20 protein-coding genes are annotated in these 20,648 nt (G+C 72.3%); 8 read left to right on the top strand and 12 right to left on the bottom strand.

What is annotated here, in order from left to right; genetic code table 11:
- Positions 1 to 39: 39 nt before the first annotated feature.
- Positions 40 to 1,353 (bottom strand): hypothetical protein, encoded by a 1,314-nt coding sequence (locus ACFQ9Z_RS19735; protein ID WP_383019173.1) that lies wholly within the window; start codon positions 1,351 to 1,353, stop codon positions 40 to 42.
- A gap of 80 nt (positions 1,354 to 1,433) precedes the next feature.
- Here ACFQ9Z_RS19735 and ACFQ9Z_RS19730 point away from each other — a divergent pair, with 80 nt between their 5' ends.
- Positions 1,434 to 2,984, top strand: a complete 1,551-nt coding sequence (locus tag ACFQ9Z_RS19730; RefSeq protein ID WP_383019170.1) for a hypothetical protein — start codon at positions 1,434 to 1,436, stop codon at positions 2,982 to 2,984.
- Positions 2,985 to 3,035: 51 nt separating this feature from the next.
- On the opposite strand, the gene ACFQ9Z_RS19725 is transcribed toward ACFQ9Z_RS19730, so the two are convergent.
- The 6 genes from ACFQ9Z_RS19725 to ACFQ9Z_RS19700 all read right to left on the bottom strand — a co-directional run bounded on the left by ACFQ9Z_RS19725 (position 3,036) and on the right by ACFQ9Z_RS19700 (position 9,562).
- On the bottom strand, positions 3,036 to 5,624 hold the full coding sequence (locus ACFQ9Z_RS19725) for a SpoIIE family protein phosphatase (RefSeq protein ID WP_383019167.1): 2,589 nt from the start codon (positions 5,622 to 5,624) through the stop codon (positions 3,036 to 3,038).
- Positions 5,625 to 5,874: 250 nt separating this feature from the next.
- A complete protein-coding gene (locus tag ACFQ9Z_RS19720) occupies positions 5,875 to 6,303 on the bottom strand; it encodes an ATP-binding protein (protein WP_383019160.1) in 429 nt (142 codons plus the stop codon).
- A 122-nt stretch (positions 6,304 to 6,425) separates the two neighbouring features.
- A complete protein-coding gene (locus ACFQ9Z_RS19715) occupies positions 6,426 to 6,836 on the bottom strand; it encodes a (deoxy)nucleoside triphosphate pyrophosphohydrolase (RefSeq protein ID WP_383019156.1) in 411 nt (136 codons plus the stop codon).
- A 30-nt stretch (positions 6,837 to 6,866) separates the two neighbouring features.
- Entirely contained in the window at positions 6,867 to 7,052 is a 186-nt protein-coding gene (locus ACFQ9Z_RS19710) for an SPOR domain-containing protein (RefSeq protein ID WP_143627340.1), read from the bottom strand.
- 336 nt (positions 7,053 to 7,388) lie between these two features.
- Positions 7,389 to 8,141 carry a GntR family transcriptional regulator gene (locus ACFQ9Z_RS19705; protein WP_383019149.1) on the bottom strand — a complete coding sequence of 251 codons (753 nt, stop codon included), beginning with the start codon at positions 8,139 to 8,141 and terminating at the stop codon, positions 7,389 to 7,391.
- 212 nt (positions 8,142 to 8,353) lie between these two features.
- The gene (locus ACFQ9Z_RS19700; RefSeq protein ID WP_383019144.1) at positions 8,354 to 9,562 is read right to left on the bottom strand and encodes a DUF4190 domain-containing protein; all 1,209 of its coding nucleotides are present in this window, start codon (positions 9,560 to 9,562) and stop codon (positions 8,354 to 8,356) included.
- A gap of 166 nt (positions 9,563 to 9,728) precedes the next feature.
- Here ACFQ9Z_RS19700 and ACFQ9Z_RS19695 point away from each other — a divergent pair, with 166 nt between their 5' ends.
- Together ACFQ9Z_RS19695 and ACFQ9Z_RS19690 are read left to right on the top strand one after the other, a co-directional pair.
- A complete protein-coding gene (locus tag ACFQ9Z_RS19695; RefSeq protein WP_383019141.1) occupies positions 9,729 to 10,727 on the top strand; it encodes a hypothetical protein in 999 nt (332 codons plus the stop codon).
- A gap of 134 nt (positions 10,728 to 10,861) precedes the next feature.
- Positions 10,862 to 11,740, top strand: coding sequence for a helix-turn-helix domain-containing protein (locus ACFQ9Z_RS19690; RefSeq protein ID WP_383019137.1), 879 nt, complete (start codon positions 10,862 to 10,864; stop codon positions 11,738 to 11,740).
- Positions 11,741 to 12,208: 468 nt separating this feature from the next.
- Here the strand turns inward: ACFQ9Z_RS19690 and ychF are convergent, their stop codons facing one another.
- The gene (gene ychF / locus ACFQ9Z_RS19685) at positions 12,209 to 13,297 is read right to left on the bottom strand and encodes a redox-regulated ATPase YchF (protein ID WP_383019131.1); all 1,089 of its coding nucleotides are present in this window, start codon (positions 13,295 to 13,297) and stop codon (positions 12,209 to 12,211) included.
- A gap of 181 nt (positions 13,298 to 13,478) precedes the next feature.
- Between ychF and ACFQ9Z_RS19680 the strand changes: the two genes are divergently transcribed.
- Positions 13,479 to 14,009: a DUF6542 domain-containing protein gene (locus tag ACFQ9Z_RS19680; RefSeq protein ID WP_383019123.1), complete on the top strand. Its 531-nt coding sequence runs from the start codon at positions 13,479 to 13,481 to the stop codon at positions 14,007 to 14,009.
- A gap of 130 nt (positions 14,010 to 14,139) precedes the next feature.
- Here the strand turns inward: ACFQ9Z_RS19680 and ppgK are convergent, their stop codons facing one another.
- The gene (gene ppgK, locus ACFQ9Z_RS19675) at positions 14,140 to 14,901 is read right to left on the bottom strand and encodes a polyphosphate--glucose phosphotransferase (RefSeq protein ID WP_383019120.1); all 762 of its coding nucleotides are present in this window, start codon (positions 14,899 to 14,901) and stop codon (positions 14,140 to 14,142) included.
- 49 nt (positions 14,902 to 14,950) lie between these two features.
- On the bottom strand, positions 14,951 to 15,967 hold the full coding sequence (locus ACFQ9Z_RS19670; protein WP_383019115.1) for a 4-hydroxy-3-methylbut-2-enyl diphosphate reductase: 1,017 nt from the start codon (positions 15,965 to 15,967) through the stop codon (positions 14,951 to 14,953).
- Positions 15,968 to 16,086: 119 nt separating this feature from the next.
- Here ACFQ9Z_RS19670 and xseA point away from each other — a divergent pair, with 119 nt between their 5' ends.
- The 3 genes from xseA (at position 16,087) to ACFQ9Z_RS19655 (ending at position 18,334) form a co-directional block, all read left to right on the top strand.
- The gene (gene xseA / locus ACFQ9Z_RS19665; protein WP_383019110.1) at positions 16,087 to 17,301 is read left to right on the top strand and encodes an exodeoxyribonuclease VII large subunit; all 1,215 of its coding nucleotides are present in this window, start codon (positions 16,087 to 16,089) and stop codon (positions 17,299 to 17,301) included.
- Between the two features lie 84 nt (positions 17,302 to 17,385).
- Positions 17,386 to 17,607, top strand: a complete 222-nt coding sequence (locus ACFQ9Z_RS19660) for an exodeoxyribonuclease VII small subunit (protein ID WP_383019105.1) — start codon at positions 17,386 to 17,388, stop codon at positions 17,605 to 17,607.
- Positions 17,608 to 17,743: 136 nt separating this feature from the next.
- Positions 17,744 to 18,334 carry a malonic semialdehyde reductase gene (locus ACFQ9Z_RS19655; RefSeq protein ID WP_383019098.1) on the top strand — a complete coding sequence of 197 codons (591 nt, stop codon included), beginning with the start codon at positions 17,744 to 17,746 and terminating at the stop codon, positions 18,332 to 18,334.
- 68 nt (positions 18,335 to 18,402) lie between these two features.
- On the opposite strand, the gene ACFQ9Z_RS19650 is transcribed toward ACFQ9Z_RS19655, so the two are convergent.
- A complete protein-coding gene (locus tag ACFQ9Z_RS19650; protein ID WP_383019095.1) occupies positions 18,403 to 18,927 on the bottom strand; it encodes a DUF4245 domain-containing protein in 525 nt (174 codons plus the stop codon).
- Positions 18,928 to 19,055: 128 nt separating this feature from the next.
- Here ACFQ9Z_RS19650 and glpX point away from each other — a divergent pair, with 128 nt between their 5' ends.
- Positions 19,056 to 20,090, top strand: a complete 1,035-nt coding sequence (gene glpX / locus ACFQ9Z_RS19645; protein WP_383019090.1) for a class II fructose-bisphosphatase — start codon at positions 19,056 to 19,058, stop codon at positions 20,088 to 20,090.
- A gap of 85 nt (positions 20,091 to 20,175) precedes the next feature.
- On the opposite strand, the gene ACFQ9Z_RS19640 is transcribed toward glpX, so the two are convergent.
- Positions 20,176 to 20,550, bottom strand: coding sequence for a WhiB family transcriptional regulator (locus ACFQ9Z_RS19640; protein WP_143627362.1), 375 nt, complete (start codon positions 20,548 to 20,550; stop codon positions 20,176 to 20,178).
- Between the last annotated feature and the right edge of the window lie 98 nt (positions 20,551 to 20,648).

The following is a 20,648-nucleotide window of genomic DNA, read 5'->3' as shown; positions in this document are numbered from 1 at the left end:
TTGTCCCCGGCGTGCTCCGCACGCGTCGGCGGGCGGGCGCTACCGCGCCCAGCCCTCGCGGTACGCGGCCCAGTCGTCCTCGGTGGCCGCGAAGTCGACGTACAGCGCGACGCCGAAGCGGGAGCGGTCGGCGTCCGTGCGGGACAGCCCGAGGCGGACGCCGCGGACGGCGGCCGGGACGGTCTCCGCGTGGGCCCAGTGGCCGAAGCGGTTCTCGTGGTAGAAGGGCAGACCCATGAGCAGGTCGGTGCTCTCGGGGGTGACCTCCAGGGCCAGGCTGGTCTGCTGGGCCACATAACCGCCGTACAGGCTCTGCAGCGGCTGCATGGTGTCGTACGACATCACGGCGATCTGGTCGACGCGGCGGGCCACCTGCCCGAAGTAGGCCTGCGACCACCACTTGGGGTGGCCGGTGGTCGTGCCCCAGAAGGAGTGGAACCCGGGCAGCGGGTCGATCTGGTGCGCGGCGACGGAGAGCGCGGCGTGGTGGGCGCGGGTGAGGGCGCGCAGGTCGTCGAGGAGCGAGAGGTAGTCGCGGTCGCCGGAGTGGAGCGGCTCCAGGTCGAAGTGCGTGCCCTCGAAGCCGGCGGCGAGGACGTCGCGGGCCGAGCCGACGATCGCCGCGCGGGTGGCGGCGCGCTCCAGACGCAGGCCGTCGGGGCTCTCGGTGGCCAGCACGTCGCCGAGCCAGGCCTGGACCCGGACGCCGGGCAGCTCCCGGTGCACGGCCGCCACCAGCCAACCCGCCTTCCGGTACGCCGCCTTCGGGAGCGTGCCGTCGTGCTCCAGGGGCCCGGCGTGGACGTACAGGTCGCGGATGCCGGTGCCCCGGAGGCGGTCGGCGAGGGCCTTGACGTCCCCGTCGCTCTTGCGCCCGTCCACCCAGGCGTGGCCCAGCCAGAGGGCGTCCTTGTCACGGGTGAGGGTGCCCGGGGCCGGGCTGCCGGTGTAGTTGACACGCAGAGCCGTCTCGGCGGTGAGCAACGGCAGCACCAGCACGAGAAGAGCCGCGCCCAGCACCCGCCGCAGCCGACGGCGCCTGGGCGCGGGGGGCCGGGTGGCGCCGGAGGCCGGGGGCGGTGGGGGCGCGTTGTCGCCGTCGGAGGCGGGCGGACCGCCGTCGGAAGCGGGCGGACCGTCGCCACGCGCAGACGGCGCGTCACCCGGTACGGGCGCGACGTCGCCGGGGGTCGGCGGGGTGGCGCCGGGGGTCGGCGGGGTGGCGTCGGGCGTGGGCCGGGCGTCGCCAGGGGCCGGTGGGGCGTCGGCGGGTGTGGGCGAGGGCTCGGGGGCCCGGTCGTGTGGTGTGCCCGGGTTCGGTTGCGTCTTCCGGTCGCGCCGTTCCGCTTCCATCCCGACCCCTGTTCATCGTGTTCCCCCAGCCGCGTCCGCCCCACTCGCGCAGGCGCCTACCCGCCCATACGCTCCGAAACGTGACGTCCTCTCCGATCCGCGGCCGGCCCGGTCGCCCCCGCGCGCCCGTACGGGTGCGCCTGGCGCTCGCCGCGGCCGGTGCGCTCGTGGGGGCCGGGTGGCTGGTGCTGCCGGTGATGACGGCGGGCGGCGGTGATCCGGTTCCCGCCGCACCGGCCGGTCCGGTCGCCGGGCGCGCCGCGCCGCGGCAGGACGAGACCTCGGCCACCGACTTCGTGCTGCCGGTAGCCGTCCTCGGCGCGGCCGGGGTGCTGGCCGGTTACGGGTATCTGCGGCGCACCCGGCGGGCCCGGACCCGCACGACGCCGGGCGTGGTGCCGGCGGCGCCGCCCGTGCCCACGACGGCCGAGAGCGAGCGGCAGGCCCGCGCCGCGCTGGTACTCGCCGACGACTGCGTGCGCGGCAGCCGGGAGGAACTCTCCTACGTCGAGGAGCTGTCGGGGGCGGAGGCGGTCGAGCCGTTCACGCACGCCCTGCGGGCCGCGGAGACCGAGCTGTCGGCCGCGTTCGCGATGTGGCGGCGGTACGAGGAGGGGGTCCCGGTGGAGGCGGCGGCCCGGCGGCAGGCCCTGGTGGGGGTGGTCGGGCGGTGCGCGGAGGCGGGACGGCGACTGGACGCCGAGGCGGCGGAGCTGGACCGGCTGCGCGGTCTGGAACTGGAGGTGACCCCGGCTCTGGAGCTCGCGGAGGCACGGTTCCGTGAGCTGGCCGCGCGGACTGCGGCGGCCGACGTGACGGCGGCCGGACTGCGGGAGCGGTACACGCCCTCGGCGGGCGCACCCGTCACCGGGTATGTCGAACAGGCCAAGGACCGGCTGGTGTTCGCCACGGAGAAGCTCAACGAGGCGCGGCAGGCCGCCGACGCGGGCGAACCGGCGCGGGCGGCCCGGCAGTTGCGCGCCGCCGAGGGCGGTGTCAGCCAGGCCGGTGTCCTGGTGGCCGCGGTGGAGCGGCTCGCGGCCCGGCTGCGGGAGGCGGCCGCGCTGGTGCCGGCCGCGCTGACCGGCGCCGAGGCGGAGATCGCCACGGTGCGCAAGGAGGGCGGACCCGCTTTTCTGGCCGACGGTGAGCTGCGGGCCGGGCTCGCGCACGCCGATGCCGCGCTGGCCGGTGTGCGCGCCGAGCTGACCGGCGGTCCGTACGACCCGCTGGACGCGCTGCGGCGGATCACCCGGGCCGCGCAGCGCCTGGGGGCGGGGCGGTCCGGGGTGCTGGCGGCCGCCGCGCTGCTCGTGTCGGGCGCCACGGTCGACGCCGCGGAGGACTTCGTCGCCGTGCACCGCGGGGCGGTGGGCGCACCGGCGCGGGCCCGGCTGGCGCAGGCGGTACGGGCCCTGGGCTCGGGCGCCGAGGCCGACGTGCTCGCCGGGCAGGCCCGCGAGCTGGCCGAGCAGGACGTGCGGGCCCACGGGAACCCGTTCGCCGACGGCCACACCAGCGGCCTCACCGGCGCCGTTCTCGGCGGCATCCTGCTGGCCGAGGAACCGGACGGCGGCCCCCCGGCCGGCTTCGGCGGCCCCCGGACCCGCTCCCGCCGCCACCTGCCGTGATCCGTCCGCCCGGGCCCCTCACCGGCGGCCGCGGCGTACCGGGGCGGCCCCTCAGAAGAGGCTGAGCAGGGCTTCCGCCGGGTCGGTCAGGGCGGTCTCGCCGCCGGGGAGGGGCAGTTCGAACCACACCGTCTTACCCCGCGGCGTGCGCCGCGAGCCCCACGCCGCGCTGAGCAGCCCGACGAGCTGGAGGCCGCGGCCGCCCTCGTCCGTGTCCCGGGCCCGGCGCCGCCGCGGCTGCACGAGACCGGAGTCCCACACCTCGCACACCAGGGTGCGGTCCAGCAGCAACCGCAGCCGGATCTCGCCCTCCCCGTACCGCAGGGCGTTCGTCACCAGCTCGCTGACCAGCAGTTCCGTCGTGTCCACCAGCGGCTCGAGGCCCCAGTCCACGAGCTGCGCCCGGGCGTACTCGCGGGCCCGCCCCACGCTGCGCGGCTCGCGCGGCAGCGTCCAGTCCCCGACGGACTCGACGGGCAGCCCCTGGACCCGGGCCATCAGCAGCGCGATGTCGTCCTCGCCGTGATGGGTGTCGAGGGTGTTCAGCACGTGGTCGCAGACGTCCTCCAGGGGGCGGGAGGGGTCGGTCAGCGCGCCCACGAAGGCCTGGAGCCCCTCGTCGAGGGGGTGGTCGCGGGACTCGACGAGGCCGTCCGTGTAGAGGGCGAGCAGCGCGCCCTCCGGCAGTTCGACCTCCACCTCCTCGAACGGCTCGCCGCCCACGCCGAGCGGCATCCCGGGCGGCACGTCGAGCATCAGGGCCGCCTCGCCGGGTTCCACCAGCACCGGCGGCAGGTGCCCGGCGTTGGCGAACGTACAGCGCCTGGTGACGGAGTCGTAGACGGCGTACACACAGGTCGCGAGGTACACCTCGGAGAGGTCCGCGTCCCGGGGCTGGCGCGCCGCGCGGGTGGCCTGCTGGACGCCCCCGGGGGTGCCGAGGCCGCGGGCGATCTCGTCCAGCGCGGAGAGCACCTCGGCCGGTTCGAGGTCCAGCAGCGCCAGCGTGCGTACGGCGGTGCGCAGTTCGCCCATCGCGACCGCCGCGCGCAGCCCGCGCCCCATGACGTCGCCGACGACCAGCGCGGTGCGGTGACCGGGGAGTTCGATGACGTCGAACCAGTCGCCGCCGACCTCGGTGGCCGCGTTCCCGGGCAGGTAGCGGCAGGCGATGTCGAGGCCGGAGGCCTCGGGGTCGCCGGGCGGAAGCAGGGAACGCTGGAGTATCAGCGCCCGCTCGTGCTCACGGCGGTACAGCCGGGCGTTGTCGATGCAGACGGCGGCGCGCGCGGCCAGTTCGACCGCGAGGTCCCGGTCCCGGTCGCCGAACGGCTCGCTGCCCTTCGTCCGGGCGAACCGCGCGAGCCCGACGACGGTGTCGTGCGCGACCATCGGCACGGCCAGCGTGGACTGCACCAGGCCGCCGTCCTCCGGCGGTACGTGCTGCGGCCGGGCGGTGCGCAGGGCGTCCGCGCAGGGCGAGTTGAAGGGGAAGTGGTGGACCGCGCCGACCGCGACGGCGTCCCCCGAGCCGCTGAGGGGTGCGTCGGAGACGGCGCTGGCGAAGGCGACGCGGCGCAGTTCGGCGCTGCCGTCGGTGAGGCCGGGCGGGGCTTCGTCGCCGGTGAGCAGGCCCTGGTAGAGGTCGACGGTGGCGAGGTCGCAGAAGCCGGGGACGACGACGTCGAGGAGTTCGCGGGCCGTGGTCTCCAGGTCCAGGGAGTTGCCTATGCGGGCGCCCGCCTCGTTGAGCAGGGCGAGGTTGCGCCGGGCCGCCGCAGCCTCGCGGGCGGCCGCGCGGCGGGCGGTGATGTCGGTGCCGAGCCAGGCGATGCCGATGGGGCGGCCGCTGCCGCTGTGCACCCGGTAGAGGTTGACCGACCAGTGCCGGCGTTCCTCGGAGCCCGGGACGAATCCGGTGACATGCATGTCCGTGATGGAGTCGCCGGTCTCCAGCACCCTGCGCAGCGTGGCCGAAACCCGATCGGCCTCGGCGCGCGGCAGGTAGTCGTGAACTCCCTTGCCCCGGTGGTCGTCCGGGGTTCCGCCGAAGATGGAGGCGAAACGCATGTTGGCCCGGCGGACCCTCAGGTCGGGGTCGATCAGCAGGAACCCGAACGGGGATTGACCGAAAATCGCCTGCGAGGCGGCGAGGTCCGTCTCGATGCTGCGCAGGGTCCGGACGTCCACCACGATGCAGACGGCGGCCCGTTCGCCCTCGGCGGTCCGGGTGGGCATGACGTAGACCTCTGCGAGCCCCTCTTCTCCCCGGTCCCCGTCCGGCCCGTCCGGCATCCGGAAGGGCACCACACCGGTCCACTCCCGCCCGTCGAGGATCTCGGCCATCTTCCGCTGGCTGCGCTCGCGAAGGTCGGAGTCGACGAAGGCCTCGATCGGGTCCGTCCCGACGGCGCGTTCGGCGGGGATGCCGAAGAGCTGTTCGGCGCGCAGGCTCCACTGGTCGACCAGTCCGCCGGGACCGATGGAGAAGGACGCGACCCGGATGTAGTCGTAGATGGAGCCGGGCGGACTGCTCTGCCACATGGCGTCGCCCAGCCCGCCCGCGTGGCGCGCGGCCTGGTCACTAGCGCCGTCCGACGGGTCCTCGGACTCCGTGGCCTTCGCTGGTATCTCGCTCACGCGAACCGTCCCCTCCAGCTCACCGCACCCGGCACCGGTCACCGGGGGCGGCTGCCCGCAGTATCCAGCACTACGGCGCCGCACAACACGGTGTTCACGATCACAGCTCGGTCGAGGTGCTTTTCGGACCGGGCCGTGACAACACTCCCAGTCTTCTAACCAGGGAACACGGCCTCGAATCACGTACCCCCGCCCCGGTCGCCGGACGGCCTTACGCGATGGACGGCGGGAGCCGGGATGTACACCGCGTTCAGCCGGGCACCGCCAGCTCGAACCAGACGGTCTTTCCGCCGCCGCCGGGCCGGGTTCCCCAGCGGCGGGCGGCGCCGGCCACCAGTTGCAGGCCGCGGCCGCTCTCGTCCTCGGGCCGGGCGACGCGCTCGCGGGGCGGATCGGGCAGCGGGTCGGACACCTCGACCAGCAGCGCGTCGCCGATCCGCGCCGGGCGTACCAGCCGCACCCCGATGGGGCCGGTGGCGTGCCGCAGGGAGTTGGTCACCAGCTCGCTCACCAGCAGCGCGGCGAGGTCGGCGACGCAGTCGAGGTCCCACCCCCGCAACTGGCCGCGGACCGCGCTGCGGGCGCTGCGCACGACGCCCGGCTCCGCCGGGAAGATCCACTCGGCGCAGTCGCCATCGATGTCGATCACGCCGATCACTTCCCAGGCCAGCGAGCCCACCCATGTCCGTTTTCATGGGGTTAATGGGCACATACCCGGTATCCGTTGGGGCTTACCGCGCGGGACGTCGCGCTGTGGTGCGAACGGCCTAGGAGCCCCGCCGCCCGGCGGCGCTCCGCCGCTCAGCGAGCTCCCGCAGCAAGGCGGGCGGCGACCTCGCGGACCGCGGGGACGTCCTGCTCGAGCCAGGGCACCTCCCAGAGCCGCTCCGGGGTGAGCCAGCGCAGTTCGTCGTGGTCCTGGAGGGGCCGGGGCGCGGCGGAGCCGGGCCTCAGCCGGGCGGTCCACACCCGCAGCACGTAAGGCGACTTCAGCGGCCACTCCCCCGGCACCCGCTCGACGGGTTCGGCGTCGATGCCGAGTTCCTCGGCCAGTTCACGCGTCAGGGCGTCCTCGGGACGCTCGCCCGGCTCCACTTTGCCGCCGGGCAGCTCCCAGCGCCCGGCCAGCTCGGGAGGTGCGCTGCGGCGCGCGGCGAGCAGCCGGCCGGCGTCGAGCAGGGCGGCGCCCACCACCACGGTCCGATCCGTCATGGGCTGGAGCCTACGGGACGCCGGAGAAGGTCAGTTGTGGGCGCCGTTACCGATGCGCTCGACCCAGTAGAGCTGCTTGTGTCCGTGGTCGTCGAGGCTGTCGGCGATCTTCTGGGCCTCGGCCCGGGTCGCGTACCGTCCCACGCGGTAGCGGTTGCCGTTGTCGTCCTGCCGTATCACGATCCAGGGCAGGGACACCCCCGTGCCCTCACTCATGGCCCCCACCGCTCCTTCTCGCACCGCCCCGCCCTCCCTCGCACTCAGGCGCCCGCCGAGCCCCGCCCAAGGAAACCGCAGTCCGCATATGCCCGAGCGTACGCCCAACCTTCACGGAGCGAATACGTCTTTTCACAAAGAGGTACGCAACCAGCCAGAACGAGGGGGGCGCGCGACCACGAACGCGCCGCCCCCTCCGCCGGTGTCGTGGGCCGGGACCGTTTCACCCGTACCTGCGATCACCTGGGAGAACGGCCGGATAGCAGCGGCGGTCATGGCACCGGGGGCCGGCGCGCGCGGTGGTGTGCGGCCCCGCGGCGCGTGCCGGAGTGTGCGCTACTTCACGGGCAGGTGGTACGCGGCGCGGTACCGGTCGGCCGGGATCACGACGTCGGCGGTCTCCACCGGGCGGCCGGAGGCGAAGTAGGTGCGCTGGATGACGAGGACCACATGACCGGGCACGCCGCCCAGGAGGTTGAGTTCCTCGGCGAGACCGGGACGGGCGCCGACCTCCTCGGTGACGTTGTCCACGATGACGTCGATGGCCCGCATCCGCTCGACCACGCCCATGCCGCCGAGCGGCCCCTCCTCGGGCAGCATCACCGGAGTACGGCCGGTGACGGCGAGCGGTTCCCAGGAGGTGGAGAGCATCATCGCCTCGCCCACCTCCCGGAACAGGTACTTGGTACGCATGACACGCGCACCGGGGTCGACCCCAAGCCGCTCCGCGACGGCGGCCCCTGCGATGACCTGCTCGCTGCTCGACTCCCAGGTGCCGCGCACGGAGGCGTCCGCCTGCTCCTGCCGGAAGGGTGTGGCGCCCGAGGACGGGCGGAAGCCGGAGCGGGCCACGCTCCTGGGCACCGGCCGCTCGCGCACGTACGTCCCCGAACCGGAACGCCCTTCGACCAGCCCCTCGGCCATCAGGACCTTCCGGGCCTCCAGTGCGACGGTGTCCGAGACGCCGTACTCCTCGCGGATGCGGGCCTGGGAGGGGAGCCGGGTATGGGGAGGCAGTGAACCGTCGACGATCTTCTTGCGGAGATCACCCGCGACACGCAAGTACGCCGGCTGCTCACCGAAAGTCACTGGCCGCTCCCATCAGGTTGTACAGACAGCAACAGCCTGGCAACCGTGGGTTGTCCCGTGCAAGCAAAGGCCAGAGAATCACTCGATGTGATGACATGGGGCCGGGCAGGGCTCCTCCCAGGCACTTTCTCCCCGCTACGGCCGTAGCCACACCTGCGCGCTCCTCGCCCGGCCGGTCGCCGGGGCCGGGGCGCCCGGGGCCGGGGCGCCGCTCACACCGCCATGCCGCTGCCGCCGTCCGAGCCGCCGCCCCCCGGGCCGCCGCCGTCCCCACGGTCGCCGGTCGGCGGGGTGGTCTCCAGCCCCAGGGCCTTCCGGGCGGACACTCCCTGCTTCGGATCGAGCAGGCGCATGCCGGTGTCGTAGTGCTGGTAGAACGCGTCGGCATCCTTCGCCCGCGCGGCCTTCGCCCATTCGGCACGCGCCCTGTCGAGGCCGGCGGCCAGGTCGGTGACCGGCGTCCGGGCGCCGGCGGGCCACTCGTGGCCGCGCAGTGTCCGGGCCTGTCCGTCCAGTGCCGCGGCGACCCGCCCGGCCCACGCCCGGTGCCCCGGCAGGTCGTCCTCGACCTGCTCCTCGTCCGGGGCCGACTCGACGGCCGCGTTCAGGAGGTGAGCGGCCTTCAGGTACGCGACCTGGTCGGCGTCCAGGACGGTCGCGTCGTTGCGCAGCGACCCGGTGAGGCTCCCGCCCTCGGTCGCGTTGCCGAAGACGCAGGTGACCTCGCGGTCCCCGGCCGCCCAACTGCGTTCGGTGGGCGTGAGGTAGTAGACGTCGACGTCGTCGGGGACGGCCCAGGCGTCCATCGCGTAGCTGTCCCGGAGCCCGTAGCAGCGCTCGTCGGCGGTGCCGCTCACGGAGGCGTCACCGGGGTAACCGCCGTCCCGCAGCCGGAACGAGGCGAACACCTCGCCGTCGTGCTCCCCGGAGCAGGGCACCCCGGTCACGACTTCCGTGCCGCTGCTCAGGGCGCCGCTGGGCGAGTCGAAGCAGTCCCCCTTCACCAGCGAGGCGTCCGCGCCGTCGCGCGCCCCCTCCTTCACTCCCTCCCAGAAGCCGGCCGCTCCGCCCGTGGCCAGTATCAGCGCCCACAGCGCGACCCCGATGCCGGACAGCACCGAGCCGCCGACCGCCAGCCCCGACCCGCGCTCGCCCCGCCGCCGGATCTGCCGCAGCGCGATGAGCCCGAACACCAGACCCAAGCCGGGCAGGCAGCACAGCACGCCGAACACCATCGAGGTGACGGCGAGGCCGTTGACGGGGGCGGGCCGGTTGTAGGGGCTGTATCCCTGCGTCCATGGCTGGTACGCCGGCCCCTGCGGATACCCCGGCGGCCCGTACGGCCCCTGCGGGTACGGCTGCTGGGGCGGCTGGTGCGGCCCGTGCGGCTGCTGGGGACCGGCGGGCGGGGGTATGGACACCGGTACCGTGCTCCTGGCTGTTGGACTGATGCGACTGCGCGCATGTTAAGCCAGGTCAGCGCTTCCGGGGGCAGGCCGGTGGCGCGTGATCCGCAGGCCTTGAGGATCACGCGCCACCGGGCGTACGTGGTGCAGGTCAGCCAGCTGGCCCGAAGACTCAGGCGGCTTGCTGCTGCTGTTGCTGCTGTTGCTGACCTTGCTGCTGCTGTTGCTGTTGCTGACCTTGCTGCTGCTGCTGTTGCTGCTGCTGTTGCTGACCTTGCTGCTGCTGCTGCTGTTGCTGCTGCTGTTGTTGCTGTTGCTGCTGCTGCTGTTGCTGTTGCTGACCTTGCTGTTGCTGTTGCTGTTGCTGCTGCTGTTGTTGCTGCTGCTGCTGTTGCTGTTGTTGCTGCTGCTGCTGCTGCTGCTGCTGTTGCTGCTGTTGCTGTTGCTGCTGCTGCTGTTGCTGTTGCTGTTGCTGCTGTTGCTGCTGACCTTGCTGCTGCTGTTGCTGCTGCTGTTGCTGCTGCTGCTGTTGCTGCTGCTGTTGCTGCTGCTGCTGTTGCTGCTGCTGTTGCTGCTGCTGTTGCTGCTGCTGTTGCTGCTGCTGCTGCTGTTGCTGCTGCTGCCCCCGCTGCTGCTGCTGTTGCTGCTGTTGCTGCTGCTGCCGCACCGGGTCGCGCACCTGCTGGAGCTGCTGCTGTCGCTGGCCCCGCTGCTGCTGCACTACCTGCTTGCAGGAGCGCTGCTTGCACGGGCGGTCCGTGGTGGTGGGCGCCTTCTGGTGGGCCGATGCCACCACACCGGCTGGAGGTGCGGCACCGGCCGCTTCCCCGGCGAAGCCCGCCGGGAACGCAAGTGCGGCAGCGAGGAGCGCTGGGCTGAGCCGGGTGAGGTACCGCTTGCCACGCATGACCTGTCTCCCTTCGACCAGCGGAACGAGAGACGGTCGTCCTTCCGTGACAGGTGCCGCGAAACGAGCACCGCGCAACGGCCGAACGCCGCTCTCATCAGCAGGATCACACGCGCCACACCCCGCATCAAGAAACCGCTCATCGTAGGACTCGCGGTTATCGGCAACAGCCGTCCACATTGCGGCCCACACACGGGGGGAAGCGATGAAGAAAGCCCAATGAAAGTCATGTATCGAGCACTTGGGAACGCATGCGCGCAGGCATCGAGGTGATAGCCGCCGCATTGCCGGAGGCGCTCGCCCGCACCCCCTGAAGACGCGCGCGGAACAGATACCGACTATCCTATGACTAGGGGTCTTTGGCCTGAAAAGCATCCGGACCAGTCACTCGGAAGAGGGAACGACGGATGAATCACGACCCACGCCGAGCGGAGCTCGCGGACTTCCTCAGATCACGGCGCCTGGCCCTCCAGCCGGAAGAGGTCGGCCTTCCGCCGCGCGCCTCGCGGCGAACACCCGGCCTGCGCCGGGAAGATGTCGCCGACCTCGCGGGCATCAGCTCCTGCTGGTACTCACAGCTCGAACAGGCACGCAAGATCCGGGTGTCCGACCACGTCCTCAGCTCGCTCGCCGGCGCCCTCCGGCTCAACGGCGAAGAATACGACTACCTTCTGACCCTGACGAGCGAGGACGTCCGTTCCCGTTCGTCCACACCCGCCAACGCTGTGCCACCGACGCTCCAGCGCATCCTGGACAGCCAACTCCCGCATCCTGCATTGGCCCTCGGCCCCCGGTTCGACATTCTCGCCTGGAATCAGGCGCGGAGCGATGTGTACGGCGACCTTTCCACGACGAATCCCGAGCATCGGCATCTGCTGCGCATTCTGTTCAGCGACCACATGCGCGAGCTGATGCAGAACTGGGAGCCGAGTGCCCGCTCGGCACTCGCCGAGTTCCGTTCGGCCACCGGACTTTATGTCGACGAGCCGTGGTTCACCGAATTGGTCCGCGAACTGAGCGAAATGAGCGAGGAATTCCGCGCCTGGTGGCAGCGGCACGAAATCGGAAGGCGGCGCATCGCCACCCGGGAGATCCGGCATCCCCTCGTCGGACGCCTGCTGCTGGAGGAGACCACGTTCGTCGTCGACGACCGCTCGAGCCGGCGGGTCATTCTGGAGACCCCTCAGCCCGGCACCGGAACCGAGCACAGGCTGACGGCGCTCGCCTGGCGGCACGACCGGGTGCGGGCGGCGTCACACCATGCGCTGGGGCAGGCCTGGAACTGACGGCCGGCGGCGGGGCGCCCGTGAGAGGCGGGCGCCGTGCGCCTGTCCGTCACGCGCGGCGGCGGGCGGGCCCGGCCGGCCGCTCCGCCACCGTGGTCCTCAGGCGGGCGCATGACGTCGGGGTCCCTGCGTCATCATGATCATCCTCGGGGAACGCGGGCACGCCGCACGCTGCCGCCGCACGGCGCTGCCCTCAGGTCCTCGGTGCGGCTGCTTCCCGGGCGGCCGGGCGCCGCCCGTCCCGTCGCCGGCTCGGGCGAGCGAGAGAGGGAGGACCGGGATGTTGTGCGCCGGACCGCCGGCTCCGCGGCGGAACCGCTTCCAGGCGGACTCTCGATGGAGCCGGTCGCCGGGCGGTCCGCCAGGCGTCCACCTACGAATCGACGTCGTTTCCAGTGATGTTCAACTCGGCGGCGTACGACGCGGAGGGGCCGGGCTCTGCCGAGCCCGGCCCCTCCGTGCGCGCGATCAGACGTTGAAGCGGAACTCCACCACGTCGCCGTCCTGCATCACGTACTCCTTGCCCTCCATACGGGCCTTGCCCTTGGCGCGGGCCTCGGCTACGGAGCCCGCCTCGACCAGGTCGTCGAAGGAGATGACCTCGGCCTTGATGAAGCCCTTCTGGAAGTCGGTGTGGATCACACCGGCCGCCTCGGGGGCCGTGGCGCCCTTCTTGATCGTCCAGGCGCGGGACTCCTTGGGGCCGGCCGTGAGGTACGTCTGCAGGCCGAGGGTGTTGAAGCCGACGCGGGCGAGGGTTGCGAGGCCGGGCTCGTCCTGGCCGACGGACTGCAGCAGCTCCAGGGCCTCCTCCTCGTCCAGCTCGGCGAGGTCGGCCTCCAGCTTGGCGTTGAGGAAGATCGCCTCGGCGGGGGCGACCAGGGCGCGCTGCTCGTTCTTGAAGTCCTCGTCGACCAGTTCGTCCTCGTCGACGTTGAAGACGTAGAGGAACGGCTTGGTGGTGAGCAGGTGCAGGTCGTGCAGGAGCTCGTTGCGCTCGGTGCCCTGGACGATGCCGTGCGCGAAGAGCGTGTCGCCCTTCTCCAGGATCTCCTTGGCCTCCTCGACGGCCTTGACCTTCGGGGCCACGTCCTTCTTGATCCTCGACTCCTTCTGGAGCCGGGGCAGGACCTTCTCGATGGTCTGGAGGTCGGCGAGGATCAACTCGGTGTTGATCGTCTCGATGTCGTCCTTCGGCGAGACCTTGCCGTCGACGTGCACGACGTTCTCGTCCTTGAAGGCACGGATGACCTGGCAGATCGCGTCGGACTCGCGGATGTTGGCGAGGAACTTGTTGCCCAGGCCCTCGCCCTCGGAGGCGCCGCGCACGATGCCGGCGATGTCGACGAAGTCGACCGTGGCCGGGAGGATGCGCTCCGACTTGAAGATCGACGCGAGCCGGGCGAGCCGGCCGTCGGGGACGCCGACCACGCCGACGTTCGGCTCGATCGTGGCGAACGGGTAGTTGGCCGCCAGCACGTCGTTCTTGGTCAGGGCGTTGAACAGGGTCGACTTGCCGACATTGGGCAGGCCGACGATTCCGATCGTGAGCGACACGTTGCGACTTCCCGTAGATGAGAGGGGCCAGGGGCTGCCAGGGGCCGGAGACACTGGTCGATCCACCAGTCTACGGCGTCCCCGGCGACGGGCTCGCGGGAGCGAGGGAGGTCCGGCCGAGCCGCTCCCACCGGCGTGTCTGAGGGCTGATTGAACACATAAGCAGACCTAAGTTGGTCCAATGGAGCAGCGCAGAAGCCGACCCACGAACAACGGACGGCGACGGGCCACACCGCCCGCGTCGCTGCCGCCGCAGGTACGTCGGCCGGTGCCGCACGGGGCGCGGCCCGCGGCCGGACGGCCGCAGGGTGCCGGGCCGTCGGACGGGCAGCCGGCGGGACTCCGGCTCACCGGACTCGGCGGGGGGCTGTTCTGCGCGGCGGCGATGTTCGTGCTCGGTCTGCTGGACCAGCTCGTGTTCGGTGCGTCCCTGACGCTGTACGGCGTGCTGTTCCTGCCGGTGTGCGTGCTGACCGCGCTGTGGGTCCGCGGCGGTGACGTGCTCACCGCGCCGGTCGTCGTGCCGATCGCCTTCGCGGTGGGCCTGTTCCCCGTGGCGGACGGCGGCGGGGGGCTGCTCGGGCGGTTGATGGGGCTGGTCACCGGGCTCGCCACGCAGGCGGGCTGGCTGTACGGGGGGACGCTGCTCGCGGGGATGATCGTGCTCGTACGCCGGGTGCTGTGGGTGCGGGCCCGCCGCAGCCAGGGCTGACCGGCGGGCCGCGCCCAGGGCCCCTCGTCCGGATCACGCCGGGCTCGCGGGCCCCGGCACCGCGCCCTGATCCGGCCTGATCCGAACGGGAGGCCTCAGGGCCTGTCTGACGATTCCCGTCGCACGGGCCCTAGTCCCGCAGGCGTGCCTGTGCCTGGGCCGCGTGCATCGCGGCTCCGACGATGCCCGCGTTGTTCTGGAGCTGGGCCGGCACGATCTCGGCCTTGACGCCCTCGATGAGGTGCAGGAACTTGTCCGCCTTGCGGCTGACCCCGCCGCCGACGATGAACAGCCCGGGCGAGAACAGCATCTCGACGTGGGCCAGGTACTTCCCGACCCGGCGCGCCCACTGATCCCAGTTCAGGTCGTGGTCCTCCTTGGCCTTGCTGGAGGCCCGCTTCTCGGCCTCGTGGCCGTTCAGCTCCAGGTGGCCCAGCTCGGTGTTGGGGACCAGGACGCCGTCCACGAACACGGCGCTGCCGATGCCGGTGCCGAAGGTGAGCATGACGACCGTGCCCCGCCGGTCCCGGCCGGCGCCGAACTGCATCTCGGCGACGCCCGCCGCGTCCGCGTCGTTGACCACGGTCACCGGCAGGCCGCCCAGCCGGCCGCCGAACAACGCGCGCGCGTCCGTGTCCACCCAGCTCTTGTCGACATTGGCCGCCGTGCGGACCGTGGCGCCGTCCGTGACCACTCCGGGGAAGGTCAGGCCCACCGGGCCCGTCCAGCCGAAGTGGTCGACGACCTGCTTCACCCCGTCGGCGACGCCGTCGGGCGTCGCCGGCTGCGGGGTGAGCACCTTGCAGCGCTCCTGGGCCAGGTCGCCCTTGTCCAGGTCCACAGGGGCGCCCTTGATCCCGGATCCACCGATGTCCACGCCGAAGATCTGCATGGCTCCACGTTACGACGTACCACTGACGGTCACGCCACGGAGATGCCCGTCACGCGTCGGCGGCGCCGCTTCCGCCGCGCTCGGCGACCAGGGCCGCCGCCTCGTCGCGCAGGTCGCGGCGCAGCTCCTTGGGCAGCGAGAAGGTGATGGACTCCTCGGCGGCCTTGACGATCTCCACGTCCCCGTAGCCGCGCTCGGCGAGCCACTCCAGGACCTGCTCGACCAGCACCTCGGGGACGGAGGCGCCGGAGGTGACGCCGACCGTCGTCACGCCCTCCAGCCAGGTCTCGTCGATCTCGTCGGCGAAGTCCACCAGGTGGGCGGCGCGGGCGCCGGCGAGCTTGGCGACCTCGACCAGCCGCTTGGAGTTGGAGGAGTTGCGCGAGCCGACCACGATGACCAGGTCGGCCTCGGCGCCCATCTGCTTCACGGCGAGCTGGCGGTTCTGGGTGGCGTAGCAGATGTCGTCGCTCGGCGGGGAGACGAGGCCGGGGAACTTCGTCTTCAGGGCGTCGACGGTCTCCATGGTCTCGTCCACGGAGAGGGTGGTCTGGGACAGCCACACGACCTTCGAGGGGTCGCGGACCTCCACCTTGGCGACGTCATCGGGGCCGTCGACGAGCTGGATGTGCTCGGGGGCCTCGCCGGAGGTGCCGATGACCTCCTCGTGGCCCTCGTGCCCGATCAGGAGGATGTCGTAGTCGTCCTTGGCGTACCGCACGGCCTCCTTGTGGACCTTGGTGACCAGCGGGCAGGTGGCGTCGATCGTGGCCAGCCGGCCGCGCTCGGCCTCCTCGTGCACGACGGGGGCGACGCCGTGCGCGGAGAACATCACGATGTTGCCCGGCGGCACCTCCTCCGTCCGCTCGACGAAGACGGCGCCCTTCTTCTCCAGGGTCTGCACGACGTACTTGTTGTGGACGATCTCGTGCCGGACGTAGATCGGGGCCCCGTACTGCTCCAGGGCCTTCTCGACGGCGATCACGGCGCGGTCCACACCGGCGCAGTAGCCCCGGGGGGCGGCGAGCAGGACACGGCGGCCAGACGAAGCGGTCATGGGACCCATCGTAAGGGTGTGTTCACCGGCTACGGGATCTCGTGCCCGCCCGGGCCGTCACCCGGGCTCCGCCGCGGGCGCGCGAGCGGGCGCGGCCTTTTGTCGGCGCCCGCCGTTACGCTCGCGGCATGGCTGTGAACACGTCGCCCGAGACGCCCCTGCCCGTCGGTGAGGTCTCGCGGCTCATCGGCAGGTGGATCGACCGGCTGGGCGCGGTGTGGGTCGAGGGGCAGATCACCCAGCTCTCGCGGCGGCCGGGCGCCGGGGTGGTGTTCCTGACCCTGCGGGACCCCTCGCACGACATCTCCGTCAGCGTGACGTGCTACCGGCAGGTGTTCGACGCCGTGGCCGACGTGGTCGGCGAGGGCGCCCGGGTCGTCGTCCTGGCGAAGCCGGAGTGGTACGCGCCGCGCGGCCAGCTCTCCCTGCGGGCCGCCGAGATACGGCCCGTCGGCGTCGGTGAGCTGCTGGCCCGGCTGGAGCAGCTCAAGAAGGCGCTCGCGGCCGAGGGGCTGTTCGCGCCGGAGCGCAAGAAGCCGCTGCCGTTCCTGCCGCAGCTCATCGGGCTGGTCTGCGGGCGGGCCTCCGCCGCGGAGCGGGACGTGCTGGAGAACGCCCGCCACCGCTGGCCCGCCGTCCGGTTCGAGGTGCGCAACGTGGCCGTGCAGGGTGTGCACGCCGTTCCGCAGGTCGTGCAGGCGGTCAAGGAGCTGGACGCGCTCGACGCCGTGGACGTCATCGTCGTCGCGCGCGGCGGCGGCAGTGTGGAGGACCTGCTGCCGTTCTCCGACGAGCAGCTCGTGCGCGCGGTGGCCCAGTGCCGTACGCCGGTGGTGTCCGCCATCGGGCACGAGCCCGACAGCCCGCTGCTCGACCATGTGGCCGACCTGCGCGCCTCCACCCCGACCGACGCGGCCAAAAAGGTCGTGCCGGACGTGGGCGAGGAGTCCGAGCGGGTGCGGATGCTGCGGGACCGGGCCAGGCGCTGTGCGTCGGCGGCCGTGGAGCGGGAGGAACGGGGACTGGCGCACGCGCTGGCACGTCCCTCGATGGAGGACCCGCACCGGATGGTCGACGAACGCGCCGACCACGTGGCGTCGCTGCTGGACCGCGGCCGGCGCACGCTCGGCCACCTCCTGGACCGCGCGGACTCCGAACTGACGCACACGCACGCACGCGTGGTGGCCCTCTCCCCGGCGGCCACGCTGAAGCGCGGCTACGCGGTGCTGCAGCGGGCGGACGGGCACGTGGTGCGCGACCCGGAGGAGGTGTCCGGGGGCGAGCCGCTGCGGGCGCGGGTCGCCGAGGGCGAGTTCGGCGTCCGGGTGGACGCCCCGGCGTGATCCGCACGGGAGGCCCTGGGGCCTTTCGCCCGGACCGGCCCGTGAGCCCGGCATGATCGAAACGAGACGACCTAGGGTGGGTGGATGACCAGCAAGGTGGACGAGGCGCTCTCCTACGAGCAGGCCCGGGACGAGTTGATCGAGGTCGTACGGCGGCTGGAGGCGGGCGGTACGACGCTCGAGGAGTCCCTGGCGCTGTGGGAGCGGGGCGAGGAGCTGGCCAAGGTGTGCCGGCGCTGGCTGGAGGGGGCGCGGGCCCGGCTCGACGCGGCGCTGGCCGAGGAGGCCGAGGAGGACGCCGAGTAGGGCGACGGGACGGCACGCGGCACTGTGCCGGTTCTCACCGCACCCCCAAGTTGGTTGAAGGTTGAACTTTGCCGTAGGGTCGTACGCGTCAGCCGGTCCGGCGCCCGGACCGGACGCGTACCCGAGGAAGTCACGCATGTCTCTCGTTCTTGACCCCGCCGCCCAGGACCTGCTGTTCCGCGAGGCCCGCACCGCGAACACCTTCACCGACGAGCCGGTGACCGAGGAGCAGATCCAGGCGATCTACGACCTGGTCAAGTACGGTCCCACCGCCTTCAACCAGTCCCCGCTGCGCATCACCCTGGTCCGCTCCCCCGAGGCCCGCGAGCGCCTGGTGAAGCACATGGCCGAGGGCAACCAGGCGAAGACCGCCGCCGCCCCGCTCGTCGCGATCCTCTCCGCGGACAACGAGTTCCACGAGGAGCTGCCGGCCCTGTTCCCGGCCTTCCCGCAGGCCAAGGACGCCTTCTTCGCCGAGCGCCCGGTCCGCGAGGGCTCCGCCGCGATGAACGCCGCCCTCCAGGCCGGTTACTTCATCGTCGGCGTCCGCGCCGCCGGGCTCGCCGCCGGCCCGATGACCGGCCTCGACTTCGAGGGCGTCCGCAAGGAGTTCCTGGACGACGACCACACCCCGCTGATGGTCGTCAACATCGGCCGCCCGGGCCCGGACGCCTGGTACCCGCGCTCTCCGCGCCTGGCGTACGAGGACGTCGTCACGACCGTCTGACCCGCACGCATGCGAAGAGGCCCCCGGCGGACGCCGGGGGCCTCTTCGCATGCGTGCGGGCGCCGTGCTCAGGACATCCTCAGGGCCGCCGCCATCTTCGTGAGCCGGTCGAAGGGTGCCGTGCCGGCCACCACCGTGGTGGAGCCGGGGGTGTCCTCCAGGACCAGGGCGTCGTAACGGCCGCCGGTGTAGCGCGTCCAGGTGCGCTCGCCGATCCGCTCGGTCCGCTTCGTCGCCTTCGAGCCCTGGCTGGCCTCGTGGATGAAGTCGGAGCGCTTCTGAGTCGACTGCTCGACCTGCACGTACTGACCCTCGGGATCCTGGAAGCCGAGGTGCCAGCGGTCGGAGTTCTCCCCCTGGAAGCGCACCGAGGTCGCCTTCCAGGTGCCGGGCAGGCCCTCCGGAGCGGCCACCGGGTAGCTCGCGGCTCGACGCGCCGTGACCAGCTCGACCTGGTAGTCGACCCGCTTGATGTCGGGAGCGTGATCGTCGTGCGGGACGAAGACGTAGATGACCGCCGCCGCGATCCCGATGAGGCCCAGGGAGAGGATCATGTCCCGGACCGTCTTCTGCTTGCCGTTGGAACCTGCCACGCCCCCTATCGTCGCAGGTGCCCGGAGCGCTCATCCGTGGGGTCCCCTGCTCATTTTGTCTGCTCAACGATAGAGTCGGGACCTAAGACCCTCATCCGGCCGTCGTCGTATCAGAAAGGTGCGCTCCGATGACCGAGAATCATCATCTGCCGTCCGAGCTCGATGTGCCCTCCGAGGCGCCCGACCGCAACCTCGCCCTGGAACTCGTCCGGGTGACCGAAGCCGCCGCCATGGCCGCCGGCCGCTGGGTCGGGCGCGGTGACAAGAACGGCGCCGACGGCGCCGCGGTGCGCGCCATGCGGACCCTCGTCTCCACCGTCTCGATGAACGGCGTCGTCGTCATCGGCGAGGGCGAGAAGGACGAGGCCCCCATGCTCTTCAACGGGGAGCACGTGGGCGACGGCACCGGCCCCGAGGTCGACATCGCCGTCGACCCGATCGACGGCACCACCCTGACCGCCAAGGGCATGCCCAACGCGATCGCGGTCCTCGCCGCCGCCGAGCGCGGCGCCATGTTCGACCCGTCCGCCGTGTTCTACATGGACAAGCTGGTCACGGGCCCCGAGGCCGCCGACTTCGTCGACATCAACGCACCCGTGTCGGTGAACATCCGCCGGGTCGCCAAGGCCAAGCGCCGCACGCCCGAGGACGTCACGGTCGTCATCCTCGACCGCCCCCGGCACGAAGGCATCATCAAGGAGATCCGCGACACCGGCGCCCGCATCAAGCTCATCTCCGACGGCGACGTGGCCGGCTCCATCCTCGCCCTGCGCGAGGGCACCGGCATCGACCTGCTGCTCGGTATCGGCGGCACCCCGGAGGGCATCATCTCGGCCTGCGCCGTGAAGTGCCTGGGCGGGACCATCCAGGGCAAGCTGTGGCCCAAGGACGACGAGGAGCGCGCGCGGGCCATCGACGCCGGGCACGACCTGGACCGGGTGCTGACCACGGAGGACCTGGTCACCGGCGAGAACGTCTTCTTCGTCGCCACCGGCATCACCGACGGCGAGCTGCTGCGCGGGGTGCGCTACCGGTCGGAGACCGCCACCACCGACTCGATCGTGATGCGGTCGAAGTCCGGCACCGTGCGGCGGATCGACTCCGAGCACCGGCTGAGCAAGCTGCGGGCCTACAGCGCGATCGACTTCGACCGGGCGAAGTGACCCGCCGGGGCGAGCACCGCTCCCCCGCAGACCGCCGCAGACCGATGGGCGCCCCCTGTGCGGAGGGGGCGCCCATTTCCCGTTCTCAGCCGGCTATGCGCTCCGCCGTCGCCCGCGCCGCCTTCTTGAGCTCGAGCTCCCGCCTGCGGCGGCGCGCCAGCACCACACGGCGCTCGGCCGCCGTCAGACCGCCCCAGACTCCGTACGGCTCGGGCTGGAGCAGGGCGTGCTCGCGGCACTCGACCATGACGGGACAGCGCGCGCAGACGCGCTTTGCCGCCTCCTCGCGGGACAGCCGGGCGGCCGTCGGCTCCTTGGACGGGGCGAAGAACAGGCCGGCCTCGTCGCGCCGGCACACCGCCTCGGTGTGCCAGGGGGCGTCTTGGTCCCTGTCGCGCGCTGGCACCCGCTGGGCCGGAACGGCAGCTACCTGCAGGGACGAATGCGGCGGTTGCAGCACGGTCTACTCCTGACGACGGCTTCGCGAGTGAGCGACGATGCAGCAAGGCCTACCCGCTGTGCGCGCGCCTATGCACAGCGTTCGTGACCGCGGGCGCA

This window comes from Streptomyces sp. NPDC056580 (assembly GCF_042793175.1).
In the GTDB taxonomy this organism is placed as follows: domain Bacteria; phylum Actinomycetota; class Actinomycetes; order Streptomycetales; family Streptomycetaceae; genus Streptomyces.
The sequence above is the reverse complement of the archived record's forward strand: the minus strand, read 5'-3'. Positions and strand labels throughout refer to the sequence as shown.